This window comes from Citrobacter sp. C1, from assembly GCF_014596895.2.
GTDB lineage: Bacteria > Pseudomonadota > Gammaproteobacteria > Enterobacterales > Enterobacteriaceae > Citrobacter > Citrobacter gillenii.
Map to the genome: position 1 here is coordinate 4,511,611 of NZ_CP115035.1, position 21,436 is coordinate 4,533,046.

The window sequence follows — 21,436 nt, forward strand, 5'->3', positions numbered from 1 at the left end:
CCACACTCTCTGCGAAGGAGGGAGATCACAAAAGTACGTTTAGCCAGCAATGTAATGAGGAATAAAACGAGAAGTATCTTTCGTAATCAACGTATTGTCTTCACGGATCCCCATGCCGCAGGCTTCATCGTCGACGATCCAACTACCAATCAGCGTGTAGCTATCGCCAAAACGCGGCAGCGGCTGAAACGCCTGATAGATCATCGGTTCTTCTGCGTAGTCGCCATCAGCATGTTCAACAATCTGCTGCTGACCATTAAAAATGGTGACGTTGCCCCCCTCACGGGAAAATATCGGTTTGCGTACATAGCTTTCGCCGGGTGCAATTTTTGACGTTTCACCTTCGAACCAGGCTGGCAGGAGGTTTGGATGGTTGGGGAAGTATCGCCACAGCAGAGGCATCAACCCTTTGTTACTGAGCACGCTCTTCCACAGTGGTTCGACCCACTGTTCCCGGCGATGACGTAGCAACGGACCGTTATCGTCACGCATCATCCACTCCAGAGGATAGAGCTTAAAGGCGCGACGAATGACGTTGTCATCAAGATCCGTCAGCACACCGCCGACGCCAAGCCCCAGATCCTCAACATAAATAAACCGCGACGCTTGACCTGCCTGCTGCGCACAATCCTGCAAATACAGCACGGTGGTGCGATCTTCGTCGGAATCTTCACAGCAGCAGAAGTAAAACGGCTCCGGACTGTAAAGCTCACTAAAACGGGCGATCAGACGTTCCTGGATAGCGTTGTACTGGTCAGTGTCCCGCGGGATCGCCCCACTGCGGCGAGCATCTTCCAGCCATAGCCACTGGAAATACGCCGACTCGTACAACGACGTTGGTGTATCAGCGTTGTATTCCAGCAGCTTGACCGGCGCATTGTTGCCACACCAGACAAAATCCATTCGCCCATACAGCGAAGGATCTCGATTGCGCCAGCTCTCAGCAATAACATCCCAGTACAGTGGGGGAATGGCCAATTGCTGAAGAATCTGCTCGTCCTTAACTGCTCGCTCAACGACGTCCAGACACATTTGATGCAACTCAGCAGTAGGCTTTTCGATCTGCTCTTCAATTTGCCGTAGCGTAAAGCGATAAGCCCGGCTTTCATCCCAGTAGATTTCGTTGTCGATAATGTGAAAATCAAAACCATGATCGTAGGCGATCTGGTCCAGATCCTGGCGAACAGGAATATCATGTCGTAACATCGTTAGCCTCCCCAGTGCCCGCGCGCGCTGGACGAACGCCCGTAACCCCCGCGAGAAACCGTCGAGACTTTCTTCGTCGTGTAGGCATGCGTCGTGGCGGTATCGTTTTTTCCGCTACCGGAACGCCAGGCATAGTCGCCTGAGGTCGTACGCCAGACGGGGCGGGAAACGTATGAAGAGCCGCCACTGCTGTAAACATACTGCTCGTCACGATCTTTGCGAATCACCCGACTGAGCAAAAAACCGGTAAACACCGGCACCCAACTCTGATCGGTGCTATCGAGGTAGCAATCGCCAAACTGGGTCTGACAACTCGCCTTACTTAATTGCGTTGGCACTTTGCCATAGAACTCTGTCTTGGCATTGTTCCAGCCGTCCGCACACACGGTAGCGGTATTACCGTCATCAATACATTCGCTCACCGTGGAGTAAAACCGGCCGTCTCCGTCGTTGTCCGAGCCTGTATCATCCCCGCATCCCTTGAGGATAAAAAATGCTGCGCCGCCCATAATCGCCAGCGTCAGATACTTTCCACTGTAGCGACTGCGTTTTTTCTCAAAGGGATTCACCGGGCGATTCATTCGGGCGATCGCCGAATGACCTGTTCCCAATTTCTTTTGTCCGGATTTACGTTTTCTAGCCATGATCGTCCATTACCATGTCATACAGGCGGCATTAAAAATCCCGCCAGCCAGCGCAGCGGTTCCCATAAACAGTCCCGCAGCGGTGTTGTGGTTAATAATTTTTTCACTCAATGCTGGCATATATAAGCGTACACCACCGTAGATAATAAGCTGTATCACCAACGCAATACCGCCCCAGGCAAAATAATCAGGAATACTGACCGCGTTGATTGCTGCGCTGGATAAAGGAATAACATAGCCCAGCAGCGTGCCGCTAAATGCCAGAGAGGCTGCCGTATTGTTATTTTTAATCAACTGCCATTCATTGTGCGGTGTTATCTTTGAATAGATAATAAGAAAAATTATCACCATGGCCGCACCAATAAAAAAATAGGCACAAAAGGCCAGTAATGATTCCAGGATATGCATTGTTTTCGTCCCTGACGTTAACCAATAATATTAAGAGATGTTAATGGGATATCGACACCCAGCGCCCGTGAGAATATCCACTCTGGCTCGCCTTGTTCATTGAACGACTCTTCGCCGTTCAACAGCAGATATTCCCAGGTATCTGCTGTTACCTGTCGTTGGTAGCCCATGGTAAAGTTATGCACTTCCCACTTTGCATGCTGCTGATTCTCGACCTTTTCCAGCATGTAGACTGGCTCAATATTCCCCGGTTCTTCGTCATTAAAAAAACGCTGCCAGTGCTGACCCTGCCAGAAAAGCGCTGGCATGCCGATCTCTGCCGGGCTAATGGCGGACTGCCAGTGTTTTTTCTGAGTTAAGCCATAGCTTTCTTCATACACAAACAGTTTGATATCGTCGATATCATCCATATCTGACCCGCCGGTAGTATTGATTTGCAGAAATTCCTCGCCCGAGGTGTAGTAGCGGAAAATCTGGCTTCCACCGCCCAAATTAATATGGCTGATTGCCGCAACGGTATACTCCTCGCCGGGCAACACCACCAACAAATCCTCTTCTAACAGGCGAAACGCCAGTGTGTCGAGCGTAAACCCTGCGCTCAAATGTAGGCCCAATGGGCCACGAACGGGCGTAGCGGCCTCTGCTGTGCCAAATATACGCTGTAAAAAAGTCGACATCGTTATCCCTTACTAACCTGCCAGCTAGCAATCTTTGCGGGCAGGCTTTGCCGTATAATTACTCGCCTTGCTGGCGTTGTAGTCGCGCCAGCACATCCTGGGCAGAACTTTTGTTGGCAGCGCCAATGCCGACTTCAGCCAGTTTCTCGTCCAGATCACGTCCGTCAGCCACTTTCTCCAGCTGTGTTGCCGCATCCAGCCGGGCCTGTCGCTCTGCCTGACGTGTTTGCAGACGTTTAAGTGACTCTGCTGCCGTCGATACGCTGGAAGAAGCCCCGACTGTAGATGTTGTCACGGCCTGTTGAGCGCGCTGCATCGCTTCCGTTGCCTTAACCACCTCAAGCTGCTGTTCAAACTGGGCAATCCGCTGGCCCGTTGCGGTAACAGCCTTTTCAACGCCATCACGTGAGATTTCTAAGTTAGTAAGCACTTGCTGTTCAGCCGCAATCACGTTCTCCAGACGCGCGATCTCTTCGGCGACTTCGTTAATTAACGACGGATTGACGTTTTTACTTAGCGCTTCCAGCGCCCGCGCTTCAAGAGTGGACTGACGTTCGCGCAGATCTTTCAGTTTGTCATTGCTCAGTTTCACGCGTGCCAACAGGTCAACTCGCGATTTCCCGGCTTTTTCCAGTTCATTTCTTGCGTCACGAATGTGTTGCTCCAGCATTCTGACGCCCTGTGCTTCTTCGATTGACTCTTCTGCCTGAGAAAGCACAGATTTGCCGAGGGTAAACAGGCTTTTCAAGATTCCCATCAACAGCGTTCCTTGTTATTTGTGAGTATATTCTTCAGTGATTTCCGCCAGATCTAGCGCGTTATCCACGAGCGTTGTCATTTCAAGCACCACGTCCTCTAATGTGGAGTTCAGCGACAGCGCACCAAATGCGACGTAGTATTCATCCTGCCGCACACGAGAAATGCCTACAGACGACAGTGGAAGCAGCTTTTGATTGCGTAATAAGAAAAGATTAAATGCGTCCTGATGCTGAATATTATTCACTGGGCAAATAACAGTTTCGATAATCATCTGGCGGGAGGTAAATAGAATACTGAGAAGTAAGTCTCCATAATCATTCATTTTAATAATCAATGACTGCTCATTACTTATAATATCTATATTAAAACCATGAAAATTAGTGAGCGCTTTAGTCAGCACCTGCGGGGTCCATGCCATATATAAATCCTGTATGTTATACTTAAATAAATATAAAAATATTTTCCTTCTCTTATTAGAATATCAGTTTTAGATAAAAAAAAACCATCCGAAATTGGATGGCTTTTTCTGAAAATTAACGTTTATCCACGCTGGCGGACGGCCTCAAACAGGCAAATCCCCGTCGCAACAGAAACGTTAAGCGATGAAACGCTCCCCGCCATCGGAATACTGATCAGCTCATCACAATGTTCGCGGGTCAGACGACGCATGCCTTCGCCTTCTGCGCCCATCACCAATGCCAGACGACCGGTCATTTTACTCTGGAACAGAGTATGGTCCGCTTCACCGGCGGTTCCGACGATCCAGATATTCTCTTCCTGCAGCATACGCATGGTACGTGCCAGATTGGTCACGCGGATCAGCGGTACGTTTTCAGCAGCACCGCAGGCTACTTTTTTCGCCGTGGCATTCAGCAACGCAGAACGATCTTTCGGTACGATAACCGCGTGCACACCGGCAGCGTCTGCGCTACGCAAGCAAGCACCAAGGTTGTGCGGATCGGTGACACCATCGAGGATCAAAAAGAACGGTTGATCAAGTGAGGCAATCAGATCCGGCAGATCGTTCTCCTGATACTGACGACCCGGTTTCACGCGGGCAATGATTCCCTGATGAACTGCACCCTCACTTTTCTCATCCAGGAACTGGCGATTCGCCAACTGGATGACAACACCCTGGGCTTCCAGGGCATGGATCAGCGGCAGCAGGCGTTTGTCTTCACGCCCTTTGAGAATAAAGACCTCCTGAAAGCGCTCAGGCGCACGCTCAAGCAGGGCCTGCACCGCATGGATGCCGTAAATCATTTCACTCATGAATGTACTCGTTAAGATAGTTTAAGTGTAACGCCGGGCAACGCGTGGCCGCCCGGCTTACGGTTTATGGCTGTTATTGCGCGACGTTCTTTTTCGCCGCGCGTTTGGCTTTGGTGGCGGCCGCGATTTTAAGCGTTTTTGTCGAGGGCTTTTTCGCTTTTTTATCGCCTTTTTTCTCAGCCGTTTTTTTATCCGCCTGAGGTTTAGCTTTGCCTTTTTTCTCGCCGCGGAATGCGCTATCCGGTTCGAAATTCACCTTTTTTCCCGCCTGACGACGTCGGCCGGTGCTTTTACCCGTATCGCCTTTCTTCGCCTTTTCACGCGCAGTTTTACCCTCGTTGCGCGGGGCACGTTCGCTGGAGATCAGGCTAAAGTCGATTTTACGCTCGTCCATGTTGACGGCTTCCACACGCACTTCGACGCGATCGCCCAGGCGATACATCTGACCGCTTGATTCACCGGTCAGGCGTTGCCCAACCTGATCGAAGCGATAGTAGTCGTTATCCAGCGAGGAGACATGCACCAGGCCGTCAATAAACAGTTCATCCAGGCGAACAAAGAAGCCAAAACCGGTCACACTGGCAATGACGCCTTTAAAGACATTACCGACCTGATCCAGCATGAAGTCACACTTCAGCCAGTCAGATACATCGCGCGTAGCTTCATCAGCACGACGTTCTGCCATAGAACAGTGCTGACCCAGTTGCAGCATCTCTTCCATCGAATAGTGGTAGCCACCGGTTTCCGTGGTATTGCCTTTGTGGCCCTGCTCCTGCGCCAGCAGATACTTGATCGCACGGTGCAAAGAGAGGTCCGGGTAACGACGGATCGGCGAGGTAAAGTGGGCATAAGACTGCAGCGCCAGACCAAAGTGACCGCGGTTTTCGGGATCGTAAATCGCCTGCTTCATCGAGCGCAGCAGCATAGTTTGCAGCATTTCTGCGTCAGGTCGATCGGCAATCGACTCCAACAACTCGGCGTAATCGCGCGGCTCAGGTTTGTTGCCGCCCGGCAGCTCCAGTCCCAACTCCGCCAGCACGGAACGGAAGGAGGTAATCGCTTCAGTCGTCGGCTTGTCATGGATACGGAACAGTGCCGGCTCTTTGGCTTTCTCAACAAAACGTGCCGCTGAGATGTTCGCCAGGATCATGCACTCTTCGATCAGCTTGTGTGCGTCGTTACGCTGAGTCTGCTCAATGCGTTCAATACGGCGTTCGGCATTGAAGATAAACTTCGCTTCTTCGCTCTCAAACGAGATACCGCCGCGCTCTTCACGGGCTTTATCCAACACTTTGTAGAGATTGTGCAGCTCTTCAATGTGTTTCACCAACGGTGCGTATTGCTCACGCAGTTCCTCATCACCCTGCAGCATGTGCCAGACCTTGGTGTAGGTCAAACGCGCGTGGGAGCTCATCACCGCTTCATAGAATTTGTAGCCCGTCAGACGCCCTTTCGTGGAGATGGTCATCTCACAAACCATGCACAGCCTGTCTACCTGCGGGTTCAGCGAGCATAACCCGTTGGAAAGGACTTCCGGTAGCATCGGTACAACCTGCGACGGGAAGTAGACGGAAGTCCCGCGGCTGCGCGCTTCCTGGTCCAGCGGGGTAGGCGGACGCACGTAATAACTGACGTCAGCGATAGCAACCCACAAACGCCAGCCACCGCCGCGTTTCTTCTCACAGTAGACTGCGTCATCAAAGTCACGCGCATCCTCACCATCAATTGTCACCAACGGCAAATCACGCAGGTCAACACGACCGATTTTGGCCTCTTCCGGTACTTCTTCTTTCAGCCCGGCGACCTGTTTAACGACTGCATCAGGCCAGATATAAGGGATTTCGTGCGTACGCAGGGCCATATCAACGGCCATGCTGGTACCCATGTTGTCACCCAGCACTTCAACAATTTTACCCACCGCTTTAGTGCGACGAGTTGGGCGCTGGGTCAGTTCAACCACCACCACAAAGCCCATGCGGGCGCCCATCACCTCTTCTGGTGGGATCAGGATATCAAAGCTGAGACGGCTGTCGTCCGGAACGACAAAACCTACGCCCGCATCGGTAAAGTAACGACCGACAATCTGACTGGTTTTCGGCACCAGTACACGCACAATACGCGCTTCGCGGCGGCCTTTACGATCCGCGCCCAGCGGTTGCGCCAGTACTTGATCGCCATGGATGCAGGTTTTCATCTGCTCACTCGAGAGATACAGATCGTCTTTACGTCCTTCGACGCGCAGAAAGCCGTAGCCATCACGGTGGCCAATAACGGTACCTTTCAGCAGGTCAAGACGCTCCGGCAGTGCGTAACACTGCCGGCGGGTGAAGACCAGTTGCCCATCACGCTCCATCGCGCGCAGGCGGCGACGAAGCGCTTCGAGCTGCTCTTCGCCTTCAATGTTGAGTTCAACGGCCAGCTCATCGCGGTTGGCCGGTTTTTCACGTTTAGTTAAATGTTCGAGGATAAATTCCCGGCTCGGGATGGGATTCGCGTATTTTTCTGCTTCGCGTTCCTGGAAAGGATCATGTGACATCGAGGTTCCTCCATTGTCAGCTCTGATGAAGATTTTCGTCACTCCACCAGCAATAATTTATATAGCGGTTGATTCTTTTCAACCAAATCAGCAAGTGTGTAGTTGTCCAGTTCCGTGAGAAAACTTTGCACTGCCTTAGAAAGCGCCTGTTTGAGTCGACAGGCAGGGGTAATGTGGCAAAACTCGCTGCTGCAGTTGACCAACGTCAACGGCTCCAACTCGCGGACCACATCACCAATACCAATATCCTTTGCCGCTTTGCCCAAGCGGATACCGCCATTTTTTCCACGGATAGCAGTAACGAAGCCAGCCCGGCTAAGTTGATTAATTATTTTGACCATATGATTACGGGACACGCCGTAGACTTCTGTCACCTCAGAAATACTGGTCATACGTCCTTCGGGTAGCGACGCCATGTAGATTAGCGCACGTAATCCGTAATCGGTGAAACTCGTTAACTGCACATCAACCTCTGGAAAAAGGATAAAACGGATAAGCCTGGTAGTATTAATTATATTGATGATAAACCAGCCACCAGCCAGGTCGCTAATTTATTTCAATTCGGGAAGGAAAAAAGCGAGGAACCTACATGATTTTAAGCCAGATACTGATACAAAGCCTTGCATCCGGCTTGCTTTAAAGCAAGCGCAGCGCCATCTGACGCTACGCTACAACCTACATTATGCGTCGAACGGGTCGCGCAGAATCATGGTTTCAGTACGGTCTGGGCCAGTTGAAATGATATCAATCGGCACACCGGTCAGCTCTTCAATACGCTTGACGTAGTTCAGCGCTGCCTGCGGCAGACCGCTACGCTCTTTCACACCGAAGGTGGACTCAGACCAGCCAGGCATGGTTTCGTAGATCGGCTCGATGCCTTTCCAGTCGTCAGCTGCCAGCGGGGTAGTCGTGACTTCACGGCCATCCGGCATACGGTAAGCGACACAGATTTTCACTTCTTTCAAACCGTCCAGGACGTCCAGTTTGGTCAGGCAGAAGCCAGACAGGGAGTTAATCTGTACTGCACGACGCACAGCAACGGAGTCCAGCCAGCCGGTACGACGACGACGACCAGTGGTTGCGCCATATTCGTTACCCTGCTTGCACAGGAACTCGCCGACATCATCAAACAGTTCGGTCGGGAACGGCCCCGCACCTACACGAGTAGAGTAGGCTTTGATGATACCCAGAACGTAGTCCACATAACGCGGGCCCAGGCCGGAGCCGGTCGCCACGCCACCTGCGGTGGTGTTGGAGGATGTTACGTACGGATAGGTACCGTGGTCGATATCCAGCAGCGTACCTTGCGCACCTTCAAACATGACGAAATCGCCACGCTTACGCGCCTGGTCCAGCAGATCGGAGACATCAACAACCATAGAGGTCAGGATGTCGGCAATCGCCATCACATCATCCAGCACTTTCTGGTAGTCAACGGCTTCAACTTTATAGAAATTCACCAGCTGGAAGTTGTGATATTCCATCACTTCTTTCAGTTTTTCAGCGAAGGTTGCTTTATCAAACAGATCGCCAACGCGCAGACCGCGACGTGCTACCTTGTCTTCATAAGCAGGCCCGATGCCACGACCGGTGGTGCCGATCGCTTTCGCGCCACGTGCTTTCTCACGCGCATTATCTAACGCAACATGATAATCAAGGATCAGCGGACACGCTTCAGACAGCAGCAGGCGCTCACGGACAGGAATCCCGCGGTCTTCCAGTCCTTTCATCTCTTTCATCAGCGCGGACGGAGACAGCACAACACCGTTACCGATGATGCTGATGACGTTTTCGCGAAGAATACCTGATGGAATAAGATGGAGGACGGTTTTTTCACCGTTGATTACGAGAGTATGGCCTGCGTTGTGACCACCCTGGTAGCGCACAACATATTTAGCCCGTTCAGTCAGGAGATCGACGATCTTCCCTTTACCTTCGTCACCCCATTGGGTGCCCAGTACGACGACGTTGTTACCCATTTTTCAAAATCACCGTTTGCTTAAAAATGGATTCTACCACCGCTTTTTCAGATATACAGCACTTTTTGCATGCGGAAATCCGTAAATTAGTCTACTTATTGGTCAGCCAATCGTTTTCTTCAACATGTAGTAGACCACCACGCCTGCAACCACAAGACCTCCACCAAAACGCCGCAAAATATTTTCAGGAAGTTGCGCCATTGCCCCGATCATTTTCTTCCAGGCACTGGGATAAAGCATCGGACCCAGCCCTTCCAGCACCAAAACCAGCGCGAGTGCCAACAAAATTGTTGAGTTCATCCGTTGTCCTTATCTAAAAAGAAAACCACCGCATCCTTGGGGATGCTGGTGGTTTTGCTGGTTTAAAACCGCGGGTGCGAGTTTAGCGTGTTGCGTTGCTCGGCGTCTTCATGTAGCGGAAGAAATCGCTGTCCGGGCTCATGATCATCACGTCCTGATTGCCTTCGAAGCTCTTCTCATAAGCACGCAGGCTACGGATGAAGGCGTAGAAGTCAGGATCCTGACTGAATGCATCAGCAAACAGTTTAGCGGCTTCTGCATCGCCTTCACCGCGCATAATACGGCCCTGACGCTCAGATTCTGCCAACGTTTTGGTGACTTCATAGTCCGCTGTTGCACGCAGTTTTTCCGCTTCTTCCTGACCCTGTGAACGATGGCGACGTGCTACGGCTTCACGCTCAGCACGCATACGGTTGTAGATCGCCTCAGACACTTCAGCAGGCAGGTTGATTTGCTTAATACGCACGTCAACCACTTCGATCCCCAACGCCGCCATACTGTTCGGGTTGATGACCGGTACTTTACCGTTGGTTTCAGCCTGAACACGCTCAGCCGCTTCGGCAATCGCGCTATCCGCTGCCGGCGTTGCGACTTCGTCTTCCGTACCTGCAGAACCCGAGTTCAGCGCGTCACGGACTTCCAGCGTTAAGCGACCACGAGAGTCGGTAACGATGTCTTTTACGTCCAGACGACCAATTTCAGAACGCAGACGGTCAGAGAACTTACGTTTCAGCAGAACTTCTGCCTGAGAAACATCGCCACCGCCCGTTGCCAGGTAGTAACGGCTGAAGTCACTGATACGCCACTTGATGTAGGAATCAACGATCAGGTCTTTCTTCTCTTTGGTGACAAAGCGATCGGCCTGGTTGTCCATGGTCTGAATACGCGCATCAAGCATCTTCACGGATTCAATAAATGGAATCTTGAAGTGCAGACCCGGTGCAACAACCAATGGTTTGTTGTCATCGTCACGTAAAACTTTGCCAAAGCGCAGAGTAATACCACGCTCGCCTTCTTTGACCACAAAGAGAGACATGAACAGCACTACCAGAACGATGATGATAATCGCAATAACTGACTTACGCATCGTTATTCCCCCTGACGCTGGTAGTCGTTACGCTGCGCGTTAACGCGGCGTTGGTCCATAATATCGCCCTGACTGGTGGACGAAGTGTTGCTTGCTCCCGTGCTGGAAGAGGATGCTGGCGGCAGAGTCAGCAGGTTTGAGCTGCTCTGACTCTTGGCTGCCGGAGCGTTGCCGCCTTTTAGCATTTGATCCAACGGCAGAACCATCAGATTGCCACCCTTGTCGTTAACCAACACCTTACGGGTATGGCTCAGCACTTTTTCCATAGTCTCGATATACAGACGCTCGCGAGTAATTTGCGGTGCGGCTTTATATTCCGGCAGGATTTTGGCAAAACGCGCCACTTCACCCTGAGCTTCCAGGATGGTTCGTGTTTTGTATGCACGCGCTTCTTCAAGAATACGCTGCGCCTGACCATTAGCACGCGGCTGTACTTCGTTGGTGTACGCTTCTGCTTCACGAATGTACTGCTGCTCGTTTTCACGCGCCGCAATGGCATCGTCAAATGCCGCTTTCACCTCTTCCGGCGGACGAGCAGCCTGGAAGTTGACGTCCAGCAGGGTGATACCCATGTTGTATGGACGAATGGTCTCTTCCAGTTCACGCTGGGTATCGCTACGAATAACGGTACGCCCTTCGGTCAGGATACGGTCCATGGTGTATTTACCGATAACCCCACGCAGTGCACTGTCGGTTGCCTGACGCAGACTGTCATCGGCACTGGTCACGCTAAACAGATATTTCTGCGGGTCGGTCACGCGGTACTGCACGTTCATCTCAACGCGCACGACGTTTTCGTCAGAAGTCAGCATCACACCGGAGGCTGCCAGTTCACGCACGGCTTCAACGTTTACCGGCGTAACGGTATCCACAAATGTCGGTTTCCAGTTCAGACCCGGCTCAACCAAATGGCTGAATTTACCGAAGCGTGTCACTACGCCGCGTTCCGCTTCTTTAATGGTGTAGAAACCGCTGGCTGCCCAGATAATGACAATAGCGGCTGCAGCAATAGTAAAGACTCGACCGCCCAGTTGCGGACGCGGGCCTTGCGATGAACTACCGCCACCACCAGAGCCTGTACCTTTACCGCCACCCAGACCACCGAGTTTTTTACTCAGCTTGCGGAAGATATCATCAAGATCGGGAGGCCCCTGCTCGCGACCACCTTTGTTTCCATTTCCCTCAGGGTTGCCGCCAGGTTTGCTGCTTCCCCAGGGGTCGCGGTCTTGTCCGTTATTACCGGGCTGATTCCACGCCATGTTTGTGCTCCATATTTGTTATGCGATGCTATACCTGCGTCTTTTGCGTTGCAGATGCGTTGGCTACGCCCTTCACCCCCAGTCACATAGTTGACTATGCGTTTGGGGATGCCGGGACTTGCCGCCTTCCTACCGTACAAAATCCACGAGGTATAGAGGCGAAAAAATCTTCAGGCCATATCCGACAGGTCAGACAACATAGTCTTCCAGTGCCGGTTCTTGTTTACAGAGGCGACGCCAGTCAACGATCGGCATACGTACTTGCAGACCTACGCTACCGTCCTCCTCCATCCACTCTCTTTCTATTGCCTGAAGTTGGTAAAACCGGCTTCTCAGACGCCCTTCCTGCGGCGGCAAACGCAGCGTATGCTGCGCAACCTCACCAGAAAGACGCTCTGTTAAAGCCTGAAAAAGCTGTGGTATGCCAATACCGGTTTGCGCTGAAACCCAAACGCGGATTGGTTTATTTTCTTCATCTCTGTCGATACGCGGTTCAAAATCGTCCAGCATATCGATTTTATTCATTACCAGCAGAGTCGGGATCTCATGCGCATCGATCTCTTCGAGTACCGTATCGACGGCCTCAATGTTTTCCTGCACACGAAAATCTGCCGCATCAATAACGTGCAGCAGCAATGTCGCCTGACGAGTTTCCTGTAAAGTGGCTTTAAATGCCGCTACCAGGTCATGCGGTAAATGACGGATAAACCCTACGGTATCCGCCAGCACGGTTTCGCCGACGTCCGCCACGTCGATACGACGTAGCGTCGGATCCAGGGTCGCAAACAGTTGATCTGCTGCATAAACCCGGGCTTCGGTTATCTGGTTGAACAGGGTGGATTTTCCGGCGTTGGTATATCCCACCAGTGATACGGTTGGGACATCCGCTTTCTTGCGCGACTGCCGCCCCTGCTCACGTTGCTTTTCAACTTTTTGCAGGCGCGACTGGATCTGCAAAATACGATTACGCAGCAAACGACGGTCGGTTTCGAGCTGGGTTTCACCCGGACCGCGCAAACCAATCCCGCCCTTTTGCCTTTCAAGGTGGGTCCAGCCACGGACCAGACGCGTAGCCATATGGCGCAACTGCGCCAGCTCAACCTGCAACTTACCTTCATGGGTACGCGCACGCTGGGCAAAAATATCTAAAATGAGACCGGTCCTGTCGATAACAAGACACTGGCATAACTGTTCCAGGTTACGTTCCTGGGCAGGGCTCAAAGCATGATCAAAAATCACCACCGCAGCGCCAGTCGCTTTTACGGCTTCCGCAATTTCGATTGCCTTACCTTCACCAACAAAAAACTTCGGGTGCGGTGCTTTACGGCTCCCGGTAATCACCTGCATTGCTTCGACACCGGCGGAAGAAACCAGAGATTCAAACTCCTGGAGGTCTTCCATATCTTTGTCTTGCGAAAAATAGATGTGTACCAGTACCGCCTGCTCACCGGCATCATAACGGTCAAACAAGCGTCAACCCCTTAATATATATCAACGGGGAACGCAGGATCTCTGGCTCCCCGTGTGTAAAACAGCCCAAAACCTTATTCGGTTTCTTCGCTGTCCTGTTGCGCAGAAGAACCCTGCGCGCTGCTACCATGATGGTAGTTACTGCTACCTGTGCCGCCGGTGGCATTATTGCTGTGATGAGATACCGGGCGAGACGGGACAACAGTAGAAATCGCGTGCTTGTAAACCATCTGGCTGACCGTGTTTTTCAACAGGATCACGAACTGATCAAAAGACTCGATTTGACCTTGCAGTTTAATACCATTCACCAAATAAATAGAAACTGGAACACGTTCCCGACGCAATGCGTTCAGGAACGGATCTTGTAAAGATTGCCCCTTAGCCATTCTCTCTTTTCCTTATATGCTTATTTGTACTTTGAACCTTTCGATTCTGAAAAATTGCGCACGATACGTTTCAATTGTACACATTCAATTCGCGATAGCACCAACAACCTGTAATACTTCGTTTCGCGCCTGGTCAGGCTTTTCACTGTCAAGCCAGTGCACCCCTTCCCAACCACGTAACCAGGTTACCTGCCGCTTCGCCAATTGCCTCGTGGCGCAAACACCTCTATAAACCATTTCATCGTATGAAATTTCGCCTTCAATGTACGACCACATCTGGCGATACCCAACACAACGAATGGAAGGCAAATCCGTATGCAAATCTCCTCGGGCAAAAAGCGCCCGGACTTCTGCTTCAAAACCTGAAGCTAACATCTGATGAAAACGCTGCTCAATTCGCTGATGGAGCAGTTCACGGCTCGCCGGGGCGATTGCAAACTGATGCACCTGATACGGCAAAGCATCTCCTGACGTTTGCGTCAGCTCCGTTAAAGTTTTACCCGAAATGAAAAAAACTTCCAGTGCCCGGGAAAGTCTTTGCGGATCATTTGGATGAATCCGCGCCGCAGCAACCGGATCGATCTCCTGAAGCTGTCGGTGTAACGCATCCCATCCACGCTCTGCCGCCTGCTGCTCAATGCTGGCTCTGACCTCCGGGTCCGCCGACGGTAACGGCGACAACCCTTCCAGCAAGGCTTTGAAATATAACATTGTGCCACCCACTAACAGCGGAATTCGTCCCGCTGCAGTGATATCGGCCATCTCCGCTAGCGCATCGCGACGAAAATCCGCCGCAGAATACGCCTGCGCTGGATCGCGAATATCCAGCAATCGATGCGGCGCAGCCTTTAACTCTTCAGCATCCGGCTTAGCTGTACCGATATCCATCCCCTTGTAGATAAGGGCGGAATCAACGCTTATCAACTCTACTGGCAAAACTTTACGCAATTCAATTGCTAATGCTGTTTTACCGGAGGCCGTCGGCCCCATCAAAAATAGTGCCTTTGGCAGGCTCGCCTTACTGATATCACTCATGTTTCAGGGCGTTCATTACCGAATGTAAGTCAACAGGTTGTAACAGACCACCCGGCGGCGCCTTCACTAATTGTGGGCATAGCCGCTCAACATCCGTTAACAGCGTAATGGCCTGAGCCATGCTCCACTGCGGATGTTCACTCGTGACGTTTCGCGCAATCCACTGTGCAATATCGCCAGATTCGGATACGGACTGCAGCGCCAGGTAGCCTATCAGTTCAGGAATCAAGATTTGTAAATTTTGTTGGCGTAAGGGTAAAGGCACCGCTCGGATGGTCACATGCTGCGCATCCAGTTGAAATTCAATGCCCAACTCAGCCAACTCACTCTGTGCTTTTTCCAGTGCCGTCTTCTCATCATCGGTCACTTTCAAACGCAAAGGGATCAGTAACGGCTGGGCGCAAACGGGTCCTTGCGCTGGCGTTAACTGCGCCTGACGCAGCCAGCGCTCGGCCACCGGCAACGCCAGCAGGCGAATATGACCGTCACATTCCAGTAATGCACAGTCAGCCCCCACGATCGTCAATACACGACCAAAACTTTGGCTATTTCCGGTAAGCGGTGCCGAGGGTGTTTCAGGCATCGTGGTTTTATGCGTTGGCGCAGGTGTCTGCAGCAGTTGCTGATAAACTTCCCCCTGCTGCTTTTGATACCCAGGCTGAGCATGTGGCCAACTGGCACTCGCCTGACGGCCACCACCACCACCGCCTGCCGATACGGAATAACGCGGCGTAGCCGGTTCACGCGCGGGGGCAGGTTCGGCAAAGTGGTTTCGTCCAGCCGCAACCCGGTTCTCCGGGATATGCCTTGGCGCAGGCGTGTCGTCATCGGCCAACGGCAGCGACGTTTCAAGCTGCTGTTGCAATACGCTCAACACCCCCTGATAGATAAAGTCATGCACCAGCCGGGACTGATGGAAACGGACTTCATGCTTGGCAGGATGCACGTTAACGTCCACCTGATGCGGGTCGATTTCCAGGTACAGGACAAACGCTGGCTGTTGATCGGCCCCAAGTTTGTCTTCACAGGCCTGACGGATAGCATGGTTGATCAGCCGATCGCGCATCATACGGCCATTCACATAGCAGTACTGTATTTCGGCCAGCGCCGTCGTGGTGTGATTCGGGTCAGCGACCCAGCCACGCAGCGTTAAATCTCCATGCTGCCACTCAATCGCCAGCGCATGCTCCAGAAACGGCGTGCCGCAAATCGCGCCCAGACGACGCTCTTTCTGTCCATCGGCGGCGACTGCGCGGTACTGACGCACCATTTTACCGTTGTGCGACAAATTTATGGTCACATCAAAACGCGCCAGCGCAATGCGGCGGATTATCTCGTCGATATGGTTAAATTCGGTTTTCTCGGTGCGCATGAACTTACGCCGTGCTGGCGTGTTGTAGAACAGATCCAACACTTCCAGCGTGGTGCCCACCGGATGTGCGGCAGGTTTAATCGTCACATCCATATCGCGCCCTTCGGCATAGGCCTGCCAGGCTTCGGATTGTTCTTGCGTACGTGACGTCAGGGTTAAACGAGAGACCGAGCTGATGCTGGCCAGCGCTTCCCCGCGAAATCCGAGGCTAACAATAGCTTCGAGATCGTCAAGGGAGGCAATTTTACTGGTCGCATGACGCGCGAGCGCGAGCGCCAGTTCGTCTTTTTTAATGCCGCAGCCGTTATCACGAATACGGATCAGCTTGGCGCCACCACGTTCGATATCAATATCAATGCGCGTTGCACCCGCATCGATACTGTTTTCTACCAGTTCTTTAACCACTGACGCAGGCCGTTCTACCACTTCACCTGCGGCAATTTGGTTCGCCAACTGTGGCGGTAGAACCTGAATCGGCATGGCTAATCCTTAATTGGTTAACGTGTCGCCCGGCGAAATGGCACTGGCAGTTTGCGCCGGTGCGCCCTGTGGCCCGGTTTGCATCGGATGCGACTGGAAGTAATTACGCAATCCTTTGTAAATCGCCTCGGCCAGCTGCTGCTGATAATCATCGCTCGCCAACAATCGTTCTTCGCTGTTGTTACTGATAAAGCCGGTTTCAACCAGCACAGACGGGATATCCGGCGAACGCAATACGCCAAGACTGGCGTGCTCCGGACGACGCTTATGCATCGAACCAATGCGCTCCAGCTGGCCGATCATACTGGTTGCCACATCATACCCTACACGCTGTGAATGACCGAACTGCAGGTCCAGCACCGCCTGACTCAAATACGGGTCGGACTGACTGTTGGCCAGCACATCACCCGCGCCACCCAACAGCTCCGATTGCTTCTCGTGCTGTTCCAGCCAGCCAGCCATTTCAGTGTTGGCTCGACGGTTTGACAACACCCAAACGGAAGCACCCGTGGCATCCCGGTTGGGTGCCGCATCAGCATGAATGGAGACCAGGAAGTTGGCATTTTGTTTACGCGCCACGTCAGAACGGCCCATCACCGAGATGAAGTAATCGCCGTCACGAGTGAGTACGCCCTTAAACATCGGATCGTCATTGAGCAGACTGCGCAGCTTACGCGCGACGGCGATGGTGACGTTTTTCTCACGCGTGCCGCCAGGACCAATCGCGCCAGGATCTTGTCCACCGTGCCCGGCATCAATCGCAATGACCACTTTATCGCCATTATTGTTGCTCACCGCCCGAGCGGCAGGCCGCGTGGCCGTATTACTGTTGATGACGGCTGTCGTGCGATTATTTTCCGTTTTAAACGGGTTACGCGCAGGTTCTGACGGACGCGGAGCGACAACGGGTGCTTCAACGCGCTTCACCACCACAGGAGGTGGCGGTGGCGGCGGAGGTGCATCAGCATTGATGGTAAACACCACGGTATAGTTACCGCCGTTTTGCCGTTTTACAGCGGCGGCTTTTCCGTTCTCGGTTAAATCGACAACCAGTCGCAAAGACTGTGGATCGTTCGGTGTACCCGCACGGATGGCCTTAACCAGGTTATTACCGCTAAACAGCAGCGGCAGTCCCTGAATCACGCCGGTTTGTTTAATATCCAGCGCAACGGTGCGCTTCCCGTCCTGCGAAACAGCATATTCAGGCTCGCCAATAAAACTGAGCGTAATCCGCGCCTGCTGTTCGCCGTTAGAAACCTGAAGATCGGAAAGGCTGGCGGCCCCTGCCTGCGCGCACAGCAGGACCAGGGTTGCCATCAGCCAATTTCTGATGCGATAAATCATCCCGCCACCCTTTAAGGTTATTCGGCTAAACGCGCCAGCAATAAATTACCCGATGAGGAGACGGCACTTACGCGCGCCTCTCGACCTTGCGCCTGGTATTCGATGTGTATTTCGACGTCCGGGTCCGGGAGCACACCTTTACCTTGTTGTGGCCATTCCACCAGGCAAATTGCATCATTGGCAAAATAATCACGGATCCCCATAAATTCGAGCTCCTCGGGGTCCGCAAGTCGGTACAGATCGAAGTGATATACCATTAAATTTTCAAGCGAATAGGGTTCGACCAGCGTATAGGTGGGGCTTTTTACATTGCCTTTATGACCTAGCGCCTGCAGGAATCCCCGGCTGAAGGTGGTTTTACCCGCACCTAAATCGCCGTACAAATAAATAACCGTTGCGCCGTCACAGGCCTTCGCGACCCGCAGTCCCAGGTCTAACGTCGCCTGTTCATCCGGTAGCGGAATTACTCTATTCATCATGATAAACGTCAATCACATCAGGGTTAACAATACGCTGTAGCGTGGTAAAGAGATCTGTCGCCAGCATGCCGCGCGTACCAAATCGCGCCGCCAGCACATCCGCTGCCGCGCCGTGCGCCACACATCCCGCACACGCAGCATCATACGGGGTAAGCTTCTGTCCGAGCAATGCGCCAATGATTCCGGAAAGGACATCACCCATACCGCCGCTGGCCATTCCTGCGTTACCGGCATCGATAATGGCTAATGCATTGTGCTCCGAGGCCACTACCGTACCCGCGCCTTTCAGCACCACCACACCTCCGTACCGTTTTACCAGACGCTGTGCAGAAAGTAAGCGATCGTCTTCAATTTCTGTAATGGAACAGCCCAACAGTCGCGCAGCCTCGCCCGGATGCGGCGTGATCACGCGATTGTGACGTTTATCGGGATTGATTGCCAGCAGGTTAAGCGCATCGGCATCCCACAGCATCGGTTTGCGAAAATTCTCAACTTTTTGCAGTGCTTTTTTTCCCCACTCTTGCTGCCCAAGTCCGGGACCGATGACCACGATATCCGCCCACACCAGACTTTCCTCCACCGCGCGAGGCGTCAACTCATCGACCATCAGTTCCGGACGGGCGGTCAGGATCGGTGCAATATTTTCACTGCGCGTGAGCACCTTAACCAATCCGGCACCAGCGCGAAGCGCCGCTTCACCGGCCATGCGTATGGCGCCTGCTGTGCCATAGTCACCCCCGATGATCGCCAGTCGACCATGGTCACCTTTGTGCGATGTTGCGCGGCGTGGTGTCAGCCAGCATCTAAGCTGTGAGGCATCAACGCGCTGAATGGGCGCGTCCTGCCCCGCCAGCCAGGCATCCAGTCCGAGCGCGTTAAAATGGATACGCCCTGTGACATCACGCGCTTTGCCCGTGATCAGACCGGGCTTCAATGCAATAAAGGTAACGGTATGGGCAGCATGAATCACCGCTCCGGGCGTTCCCCCCGTCTGCGCTAGCAGACCGGAAGGAATATCAATAGCCACTGTGGGAGCAGAATGCGCATTCGCCTGTTTGATTAATGTCGCCAGTGGGTCGCGAGGTGCATGTTTTAAGCCGGTGCCGAGCAGCGCATCGATAATCACATCCACCTCTTGCGGCCAGATAATATCCGGGGCGTGGATAACGCCACCTGCGTTCAGCCAGGCATGACGAGCATGTTCTGCCTCCTGTGGGAGCGGTTTGTCGCTTTCTTGCGCTAATAGCGTGACGTGAATCCCCGCGGCTTTGGCAAGTCTCGCCACGACATAGCCGTCGCCGCCGTTATTACCGTGGCCACAGAGCACCAGCCAGTGCCGAGCGGCAGGATATGCATTGCGAGCAACCTGGAACGCCGCCTCTCCCGCACGTTGCATCAGCTCATACAGCGTCAGCCCAAGGCTGTCTGCCGCCTCATGTTCCATCCGTTTGATGTCATCGGCGTGCCAGATGGAGTGTGGTATACTTGCGGGGTTTTTCTTCATTGTATGGTCCGTCATGTCAGAGCCCCTCGATCTCAATCAGTTAGCACAAAAAATTAAGCAGTGGGGGCTGGAACTTGGCTTTCAGCAGGTCGGTATTGCCGATACAGACCTTAGCGAAGCCGAACCCAAACTGCAGGCCTGGCTGGATAAACAATACCATGGCGAAATGGACTGGATGGCCCGTCACGGTATGATGCGCGCCCGCCCCCACGAGTTATTACCCGGAACTTTACGCGTCATCAGCGTACGGATGAATTATCTCCCCGCTAACGCCGCGTTTGCCAGCACGCTAAAAAATCCGTCGCTGGGCTACATCAGCCGTTATGCACTGGGCCGTGACTACCATAAGCTGCTGCGTAACCGTTTAAAAAAACTGGGAGAGTTGATCCAGCAGCATTGCGTTTCGCTGAATTTTAGACCTTTTGTCGATTCTGCGCCCATTCTGGAGCGTCCGCTGGCGGAAAAAGCCGGACTTGGCTGGGTTGGTAAGCACTCACTAATTCTTAGCCGTGAAGCCGGGTCATTTTTCTTCCTTGGTGAACTGCTGATCGATTTACCGCTTCCGGTGGATCAGCCTGTAGAAGAAGCCTGCGGCAAATGCGTGGCCTGTATGACCATTTGCCCCACGGGCGCCATCGTTGAACCCTACACCGTTGATGCCCGCCGCTGTATTTCCTATCTCACGATCGAACTAGAAGGCGCTATCCCGGAAGAGTTTCGCCCACTGTTGGGCAACCGAATCTATGGCTGCGATGACTGCCAGCTCATTTGCCCCTGGAATCGCTATTCGCAGCTCACTGTAGAAGATGACTTTAGCCCACGTAAACAACTGCATGCCCCGGAACTGATTGAGCTGTTTGGCTGGAGCGAAGCGTGGTTTTTAAAAGTGACGGAAGGTTCGGCTATTCGTCGCATCGGACACCTGCGTTGGTTGCGAAATATCGCCGTCGCGCTGGGAAATGCCCCGTGGGATGAAACCGTAATAAATGCGCTGGAAAATCGCAGAGGTGAGCACCCACTTCTCGACGAGCACATAGAATGGGCGATTGCGCAGCAGATTGAGAAAAGAAATGCCTGCGTGGTTGAAGTGCAATTACCGAAGAAACAGCGGCTGGTCAGGGTGATTGAAAAAGGTCTGCCGCGTGATGCTTAAGTCATCCACAGCTTGTGCATAAAAATAAAAACACATTGATATTCAAGAAGGAAAAAATCGTCAAGTGATCACATTAACAATTTGAA

At 52.7% G+C, this 21,436-nt stretch carries 21 protein-coding genes; 1 reads left to right on the top strand and 20 read right to left on the bottom strand.

The window, feature by feature from the left end; all coding sequences use genetic code 11:
* Positions 1–39: 39 nt before the first annotated feature.
* The 20 genes from IB214_RS21660 to nnr all read right to left on the bottom strand — a co-directional run bounded on the left by IB214_RS21660 (position 40) and on the right by nnr (position 20,212).
* Positions 40–1,206 (bottom strand): glutathionylspermidine synthase family protein, encoded by a 1,167-nt coding sequence (locus tag IB214_RS21660; RefSeq protein ID WP_096758574.1) that lies wholly within the window; start codon positions 1,204–1,206, stop codon positions 40–42.
* A 2-nt stretch (positions 1,207–1,208) separates the two neighbouring features.
* The gene (locus tag IB214_RS21665) at positions 1,209–1,850 is read right to left on the bottom strand and encodes a DUF1190 domain-containing protein (RefSeq protein WP_117342427.1); all 642 of its coding nucleotides are present in this window, start codon (positions 1,848–1,850) and stop codon (positions 1,209–1,211) included.
* Positions 1,851–1,859: 9 nt separating this feature from the next.
* Positions 1,860–2,258 (bottom strand): DUF350 domain-containing protein, encoded by a 399-nt coding sequence (locus IB214_RS21670; RefSeq protein WP_096758576.1) that lies wholly within the window; start codon positions 2,256–2,258, stop codon positions 1,860–1,862.
* A gap of 17 nt (positions 2,259–2,275) precedes the next feature.
* Positions 2,276–2,935, bottom strand: coding sequence for a YjfK family protein (locus IB214_RS21675; RefSeq protein ID WP_096758577.1), 660 nt, complete (start codon positions 2,933–2,935; stop codon positions 2,276–2,278).
* Between the two features lie 58 nt (positions 2,936–2,993).
* On the bottom strand, positions 2,994–3,692 hold the full coding sequence (locus tag IB214_RS21680; protein WP_096758578.1) for a PspA/IM30 family protein: 699 nt from the start codon (positions 3,690–3,692) through the stop codon (positions 2,994–2,996).
* Between the two features lie 15 nt (positions 3,693–3,707).
* Entirely contained in the window at positions 3,708–4,112 is a 405-nt protein-coding gene (locus tag IB214_RS21685) for a DUF2170 family protein (protein ID WP_117342428.1), read from the bottom strand.
* Positions 4,113–4,234: 122 nt separating this feature from the next.
* Positions 4,235–4,966 (bottom strand): 23S rRNA (guanosine(2251)-2'-O)-methyltransferase RlmB, encoded by a 732-nt coding sequence (rlmB, locus tag IB214_RS21690; protein WP_096758580.1) that lies wholly within the window; start codon positions 4,964–4,966, stop codon positions 4,235–4,237.
* Between the two features lie 73 nt (positions 4,967–5,039).
* Positions 5,040–7,502 carry a ribonuclease R gene (gene rnr / locus IB214_RS21695; protein WP_096758581.1) on the bottom strand — a complete coding sequence of 821 codons (2,463 nt, stop codon included), beginning with the start codon at positions 7,500–7,502 and terminating at the stop codon, positions 5,040–5,042.
* Between the two features lie 38 nt (positions 7,503–7,540).
* Complete coding sequence (nsrR, locus tag IB214_RS21700; RefSeq protein WP_096758582.1) at positions 7,541–7,966, bottom strand: nitric oxide-sensing transcriptional repressor NsrR; 426 nt, start codon at positions 7,964–7,966, stop codon at positions 7,541–7,543.
* A 216-nt stretch (positions 7,967–8,182) separates the two neighbouring features.
* On the bottom strand, positions 8,183–9,481 hold the full coding sequence (purA, locus tag IB214_RS21705) for an adenylosuccinate synthase (protein ID WP_096758583.1): 1,299 nt from the start codon (positions 9,479–9,481) through the stop codon (positions 8,183–8,185).
* Between the two features lie 102 nt (positions 9,482–9,583).
* Positions 9,584–9,781, bottom strand: a complete 198-nt coding sequence (locus tag IB214_RS21710) for a DUF2065 family protein (protein ID WP_096758584.1) — start codon at positions 9,779–9,781, stop codon at positions 9,584–9,586.
* 82 nt (positions 9,782–9,863) lie between these two features.
* Complete coding sequence (gene hflC, locus IB214_RS21715) at positions 9,864–10,868, bottom strand: protease modulator HflC (RefSeq protein ID WP_115259618.1); 1,005 nt, start codon at positions 10,866–10,868, stop codon at positions 9,864–9,866.
* A gap of 2 nt (positions 10,869–10,870) precedes the next feature.
* Positions 10,871–12,127, bottom strand: coding sequence for an FtsH protease activity modulator HflK (gene hflK, locus IB214_RS21720; protein WP_115259619.1), 1,257 nt, complete (start codon positions 12,125–12,127; stop codon positions 10,871–10,873).
* 189 nt (positions 12,128–12,316) lie between these two features.
* Positions 12,317–13,597 (bottom strand): ribosome rescue GTPase HflX, encoded by a 1,281-nt coding sequence (gene hflX / locus IB214_RS21725; RefSeq protein WP_096758587.1) that lies wholly within the window; start codon positions 13,595–13,597, stop codon positions 12,317–12,319.
* 74 nt (positions 13,598–13,671) lie between these two features.
* On the bottom strand, positions 13,672–13,983 hold the full coding sequence (hfq, locus tag IB214_RS21730; RefSeq protein ID WP_096758588.1) for an RNA chaperone Hfq: 312 nt from the start codon (positions 13,981–13,983) through the stop codon (positions 13,672–13,674).
* An 84-nt stretch (positions 13,984–14,067) separates the two neighbouring features.
* Positions 14,068–15,018: a tRNA (adenosine(37)-N6)-dimethylallyltransferase MiaA gene (gene miaA / locus IB214_RS21735; RefSeq protein WP_096758589.1), complete on the bottom strand. Its 951-nt coding sequence runs from the start codon at positions 15,016–15,018 to the stop codon at positions 14,068–14,070.
* On the bottom strand, positions 15,011–16,870 hold the full coding sequence (gene mutL, locus IB214_RS21740) for a DNA mismatch repair endonuclease MutL (RefSeq protein ID WP_117342429.1): 1,860 nt from the start codon (positions 16,868–16,870) through the stop codon (positions 15,011–15,013). The genes miaA and mutL overlap by 8 nt, the downstream gene beginning before the upstream one ends.
* A gap of 9 nt (positions 16,871–16,879) precedes the next feature.
* Complete coding sequence (amiB, locus tag IB214_RS21745) at positions 16,880–18,214, bottom strand: N-acetylmuramoyl-L-alanine amidase AmiB (RefSeq protein ID WP_117342430.1); 1,335 nt, start codon at positions 18,212–18,214, stop codon at positions 16,880–16,882.
* 17 nt (positions 18,215–18,231) lie between these two features.
* Positions 18,232–18,693, bottom strand: coding sequence for a tRNA (adenosine(37)-N6)-threonylcarbamoyltransferase complex ATPase subunit type 1 TsaE (gene tsaE / locus IB214_RS21750; RefSeq protein ID WP_096758592.1), 462 nt, complete (start codon positions 18,691–18,693; stop codon positions 18,232–18,234).
* Positions 18,683–20,212 carry a bifunctional ADP-dependent NAD(P)H-hydrate dehydratase/NAD(P)H-hydrate epimerase gene (nnr, locus tag IB214_RS21755; protein ID WP_117342431.1) on the bottom strand — a complete coding sequence of 510 codons (1,530 nt, stop codon included), beginning with the start codon at positions 20,210–20,212 and terminating at the stop codon, positions 18,683–18,685. The genes tsaE and nnr overlap by 11 nt, the downstream gene beginning before the upstream one ends.
* Here nnr and queG point away from each other — a divergent pair.
* On the top strand, positions 20,211–21,350 hold the full coding sequence (queG, locus tag IB214_RS21760; protein ID WP_115259624.1) for a tRNA epoxyqueuosine(34) reductase QueG: 1,140 nt from the start codon (positions 20,211–20,213) through the stop codon (positions 21,348–21,350). The two genes, nnr and queG, sit on opposite strands and share 2 nt — an antisense overlap.
* The last annotated feature ends 86 nt before the right edge of the window (positions 21,351–21,436 follow it).

Excerpts from the sequence above, each read along its gene's own strand:
- tsaE (WP_096758592.1), bottom strand. The coding sequence starts at position 18,693 with ATGATGAATAGAGTAATTCCGCTACCGGATGAACAGGCGACGTTAGAC.
- IB214_RS21660 (WP_096758574.1), bottom strand. The coding sequence starts at position 1,206 with ATGTTACGACATGATATTCCTGTTCGCCAGGATCTGGACCAGATCGCC.
- hfq (WP_096758588.1), bottom strand. The coding sequence starts at position 13,983 with ATGGCTAAGGGGCAATCTTTACAAGATCCGTTCCTGAACGCATTGCGT.
- amiB (WP_117342430.1), bottom strand. The coding sequence starts at position 18,214 with ATGATTTATCGCATCAGAAATTGGCTGATGGCAACCCTGGTCCTGCTG.
- rnr (WP_096758581.1), bottom strand. The coding sequence starts at position 7,502 with ATGTCACATGATCCTTTCCAGGAACGCGAAGCAGAAAAATACGCGAAT.
- IB214_RS21685 (WP_117342428.1), bottom strand. The coding sequence starts at position 4,112 with ATGGCATGGACCCCGCAGGTGCTGACTAAAGCGCTCACTAATTTTCAT.
- IB214_RS21710 (WP_096758584.1), bottom strand. The coding sequence starts at position 9,781 with ATGAACTCAACAATTTTGTTGGCACTCGCGCTGGTTTTGGTGCTGGAA.
- IB214_RS21670 (WP_096758576.1), bottom strand. The coding sequence starts at position 2,258 with ATGCATATCCTGGAATCATTACTGGCCTTTTGTGCCTATTTTTTTATT.
- hflC (WP_115259618.1), bottom strand. The coding sequence starts at position 10,868 with ATGCGTAAGTCAGTTATTGCGATTATCATCATCGTTCTGGTAGTGCTG.
- IB214_RS21680 (WP_096758578.1), bottom strand. The coding sequence starts at position 3,692 with ATGGGAATCTTGAAAAGCCTGTTTACCCTCGGCAAATCTGTGCTTTCT.
- IB214_RS21665 (WP_117342427.1), bottom strand. The coding sequence starts at position 1,850 with ATGGCTAGAAAACGTAAATCCGGACAAAAGAAATTGGGAACAGGTCAT.
- miaA (WP_096758589.1), bottom strand. The coding sequence starts at position 15,018 with ATGAGTGATATCAGTAAGGCGAGCCTGCCAAAGGCACTATTTTTGATG.
- purA (WP_096758583.1), bottom strand. The coding sequence starts at position 9,481 with ATGGGTAACAACGTCGTCGTACTGGGCACCCAATGGGGTGACGAAGGT.
- queG (WP_115259624.1), top strand. The coding sequence starts at position 20,211 with ATGTCAGAGCCCCTCGATCTCAATCAGTTAGCACAAAAAATTAAGCAG.
- rlmB (WP_096758580.1), bottom strand. The coding sequence starts at position 4,966 with ATGAGTGAAATGATTTACGGCATCCATGCGGTGCAGGCCCTGCTTGAG.
- hflK (WP_115259619.1), bottom strand. The coding sequence starts at position 12,127 with ATGGCGTGGAATCAGCCCGGTAATAACGGACAAGACCGCGACCCCTGG.
- IB214_RS21675 (WP_096758577.1), bottom strand. The coding sequence starts at position 2,935 with ATGTCGACTTTTTTACAGCGTATATTTGGCACAGCAGAGGCCGCTACG.
- mutL (WP_117342429.1), bottom strand. The coding sequence starts at position 16,870 with ATGCCGATTCAGGTTCTACCGCCACAGTTGGCGAACCAAATTGCCGCA.
- nnr (WP_117342431.1), bottom strand. The coding sequence starts at position 20,212 with ATGACGGACCATACAATGAAGAAAAACCCCGCAAGTATACCACACTCC.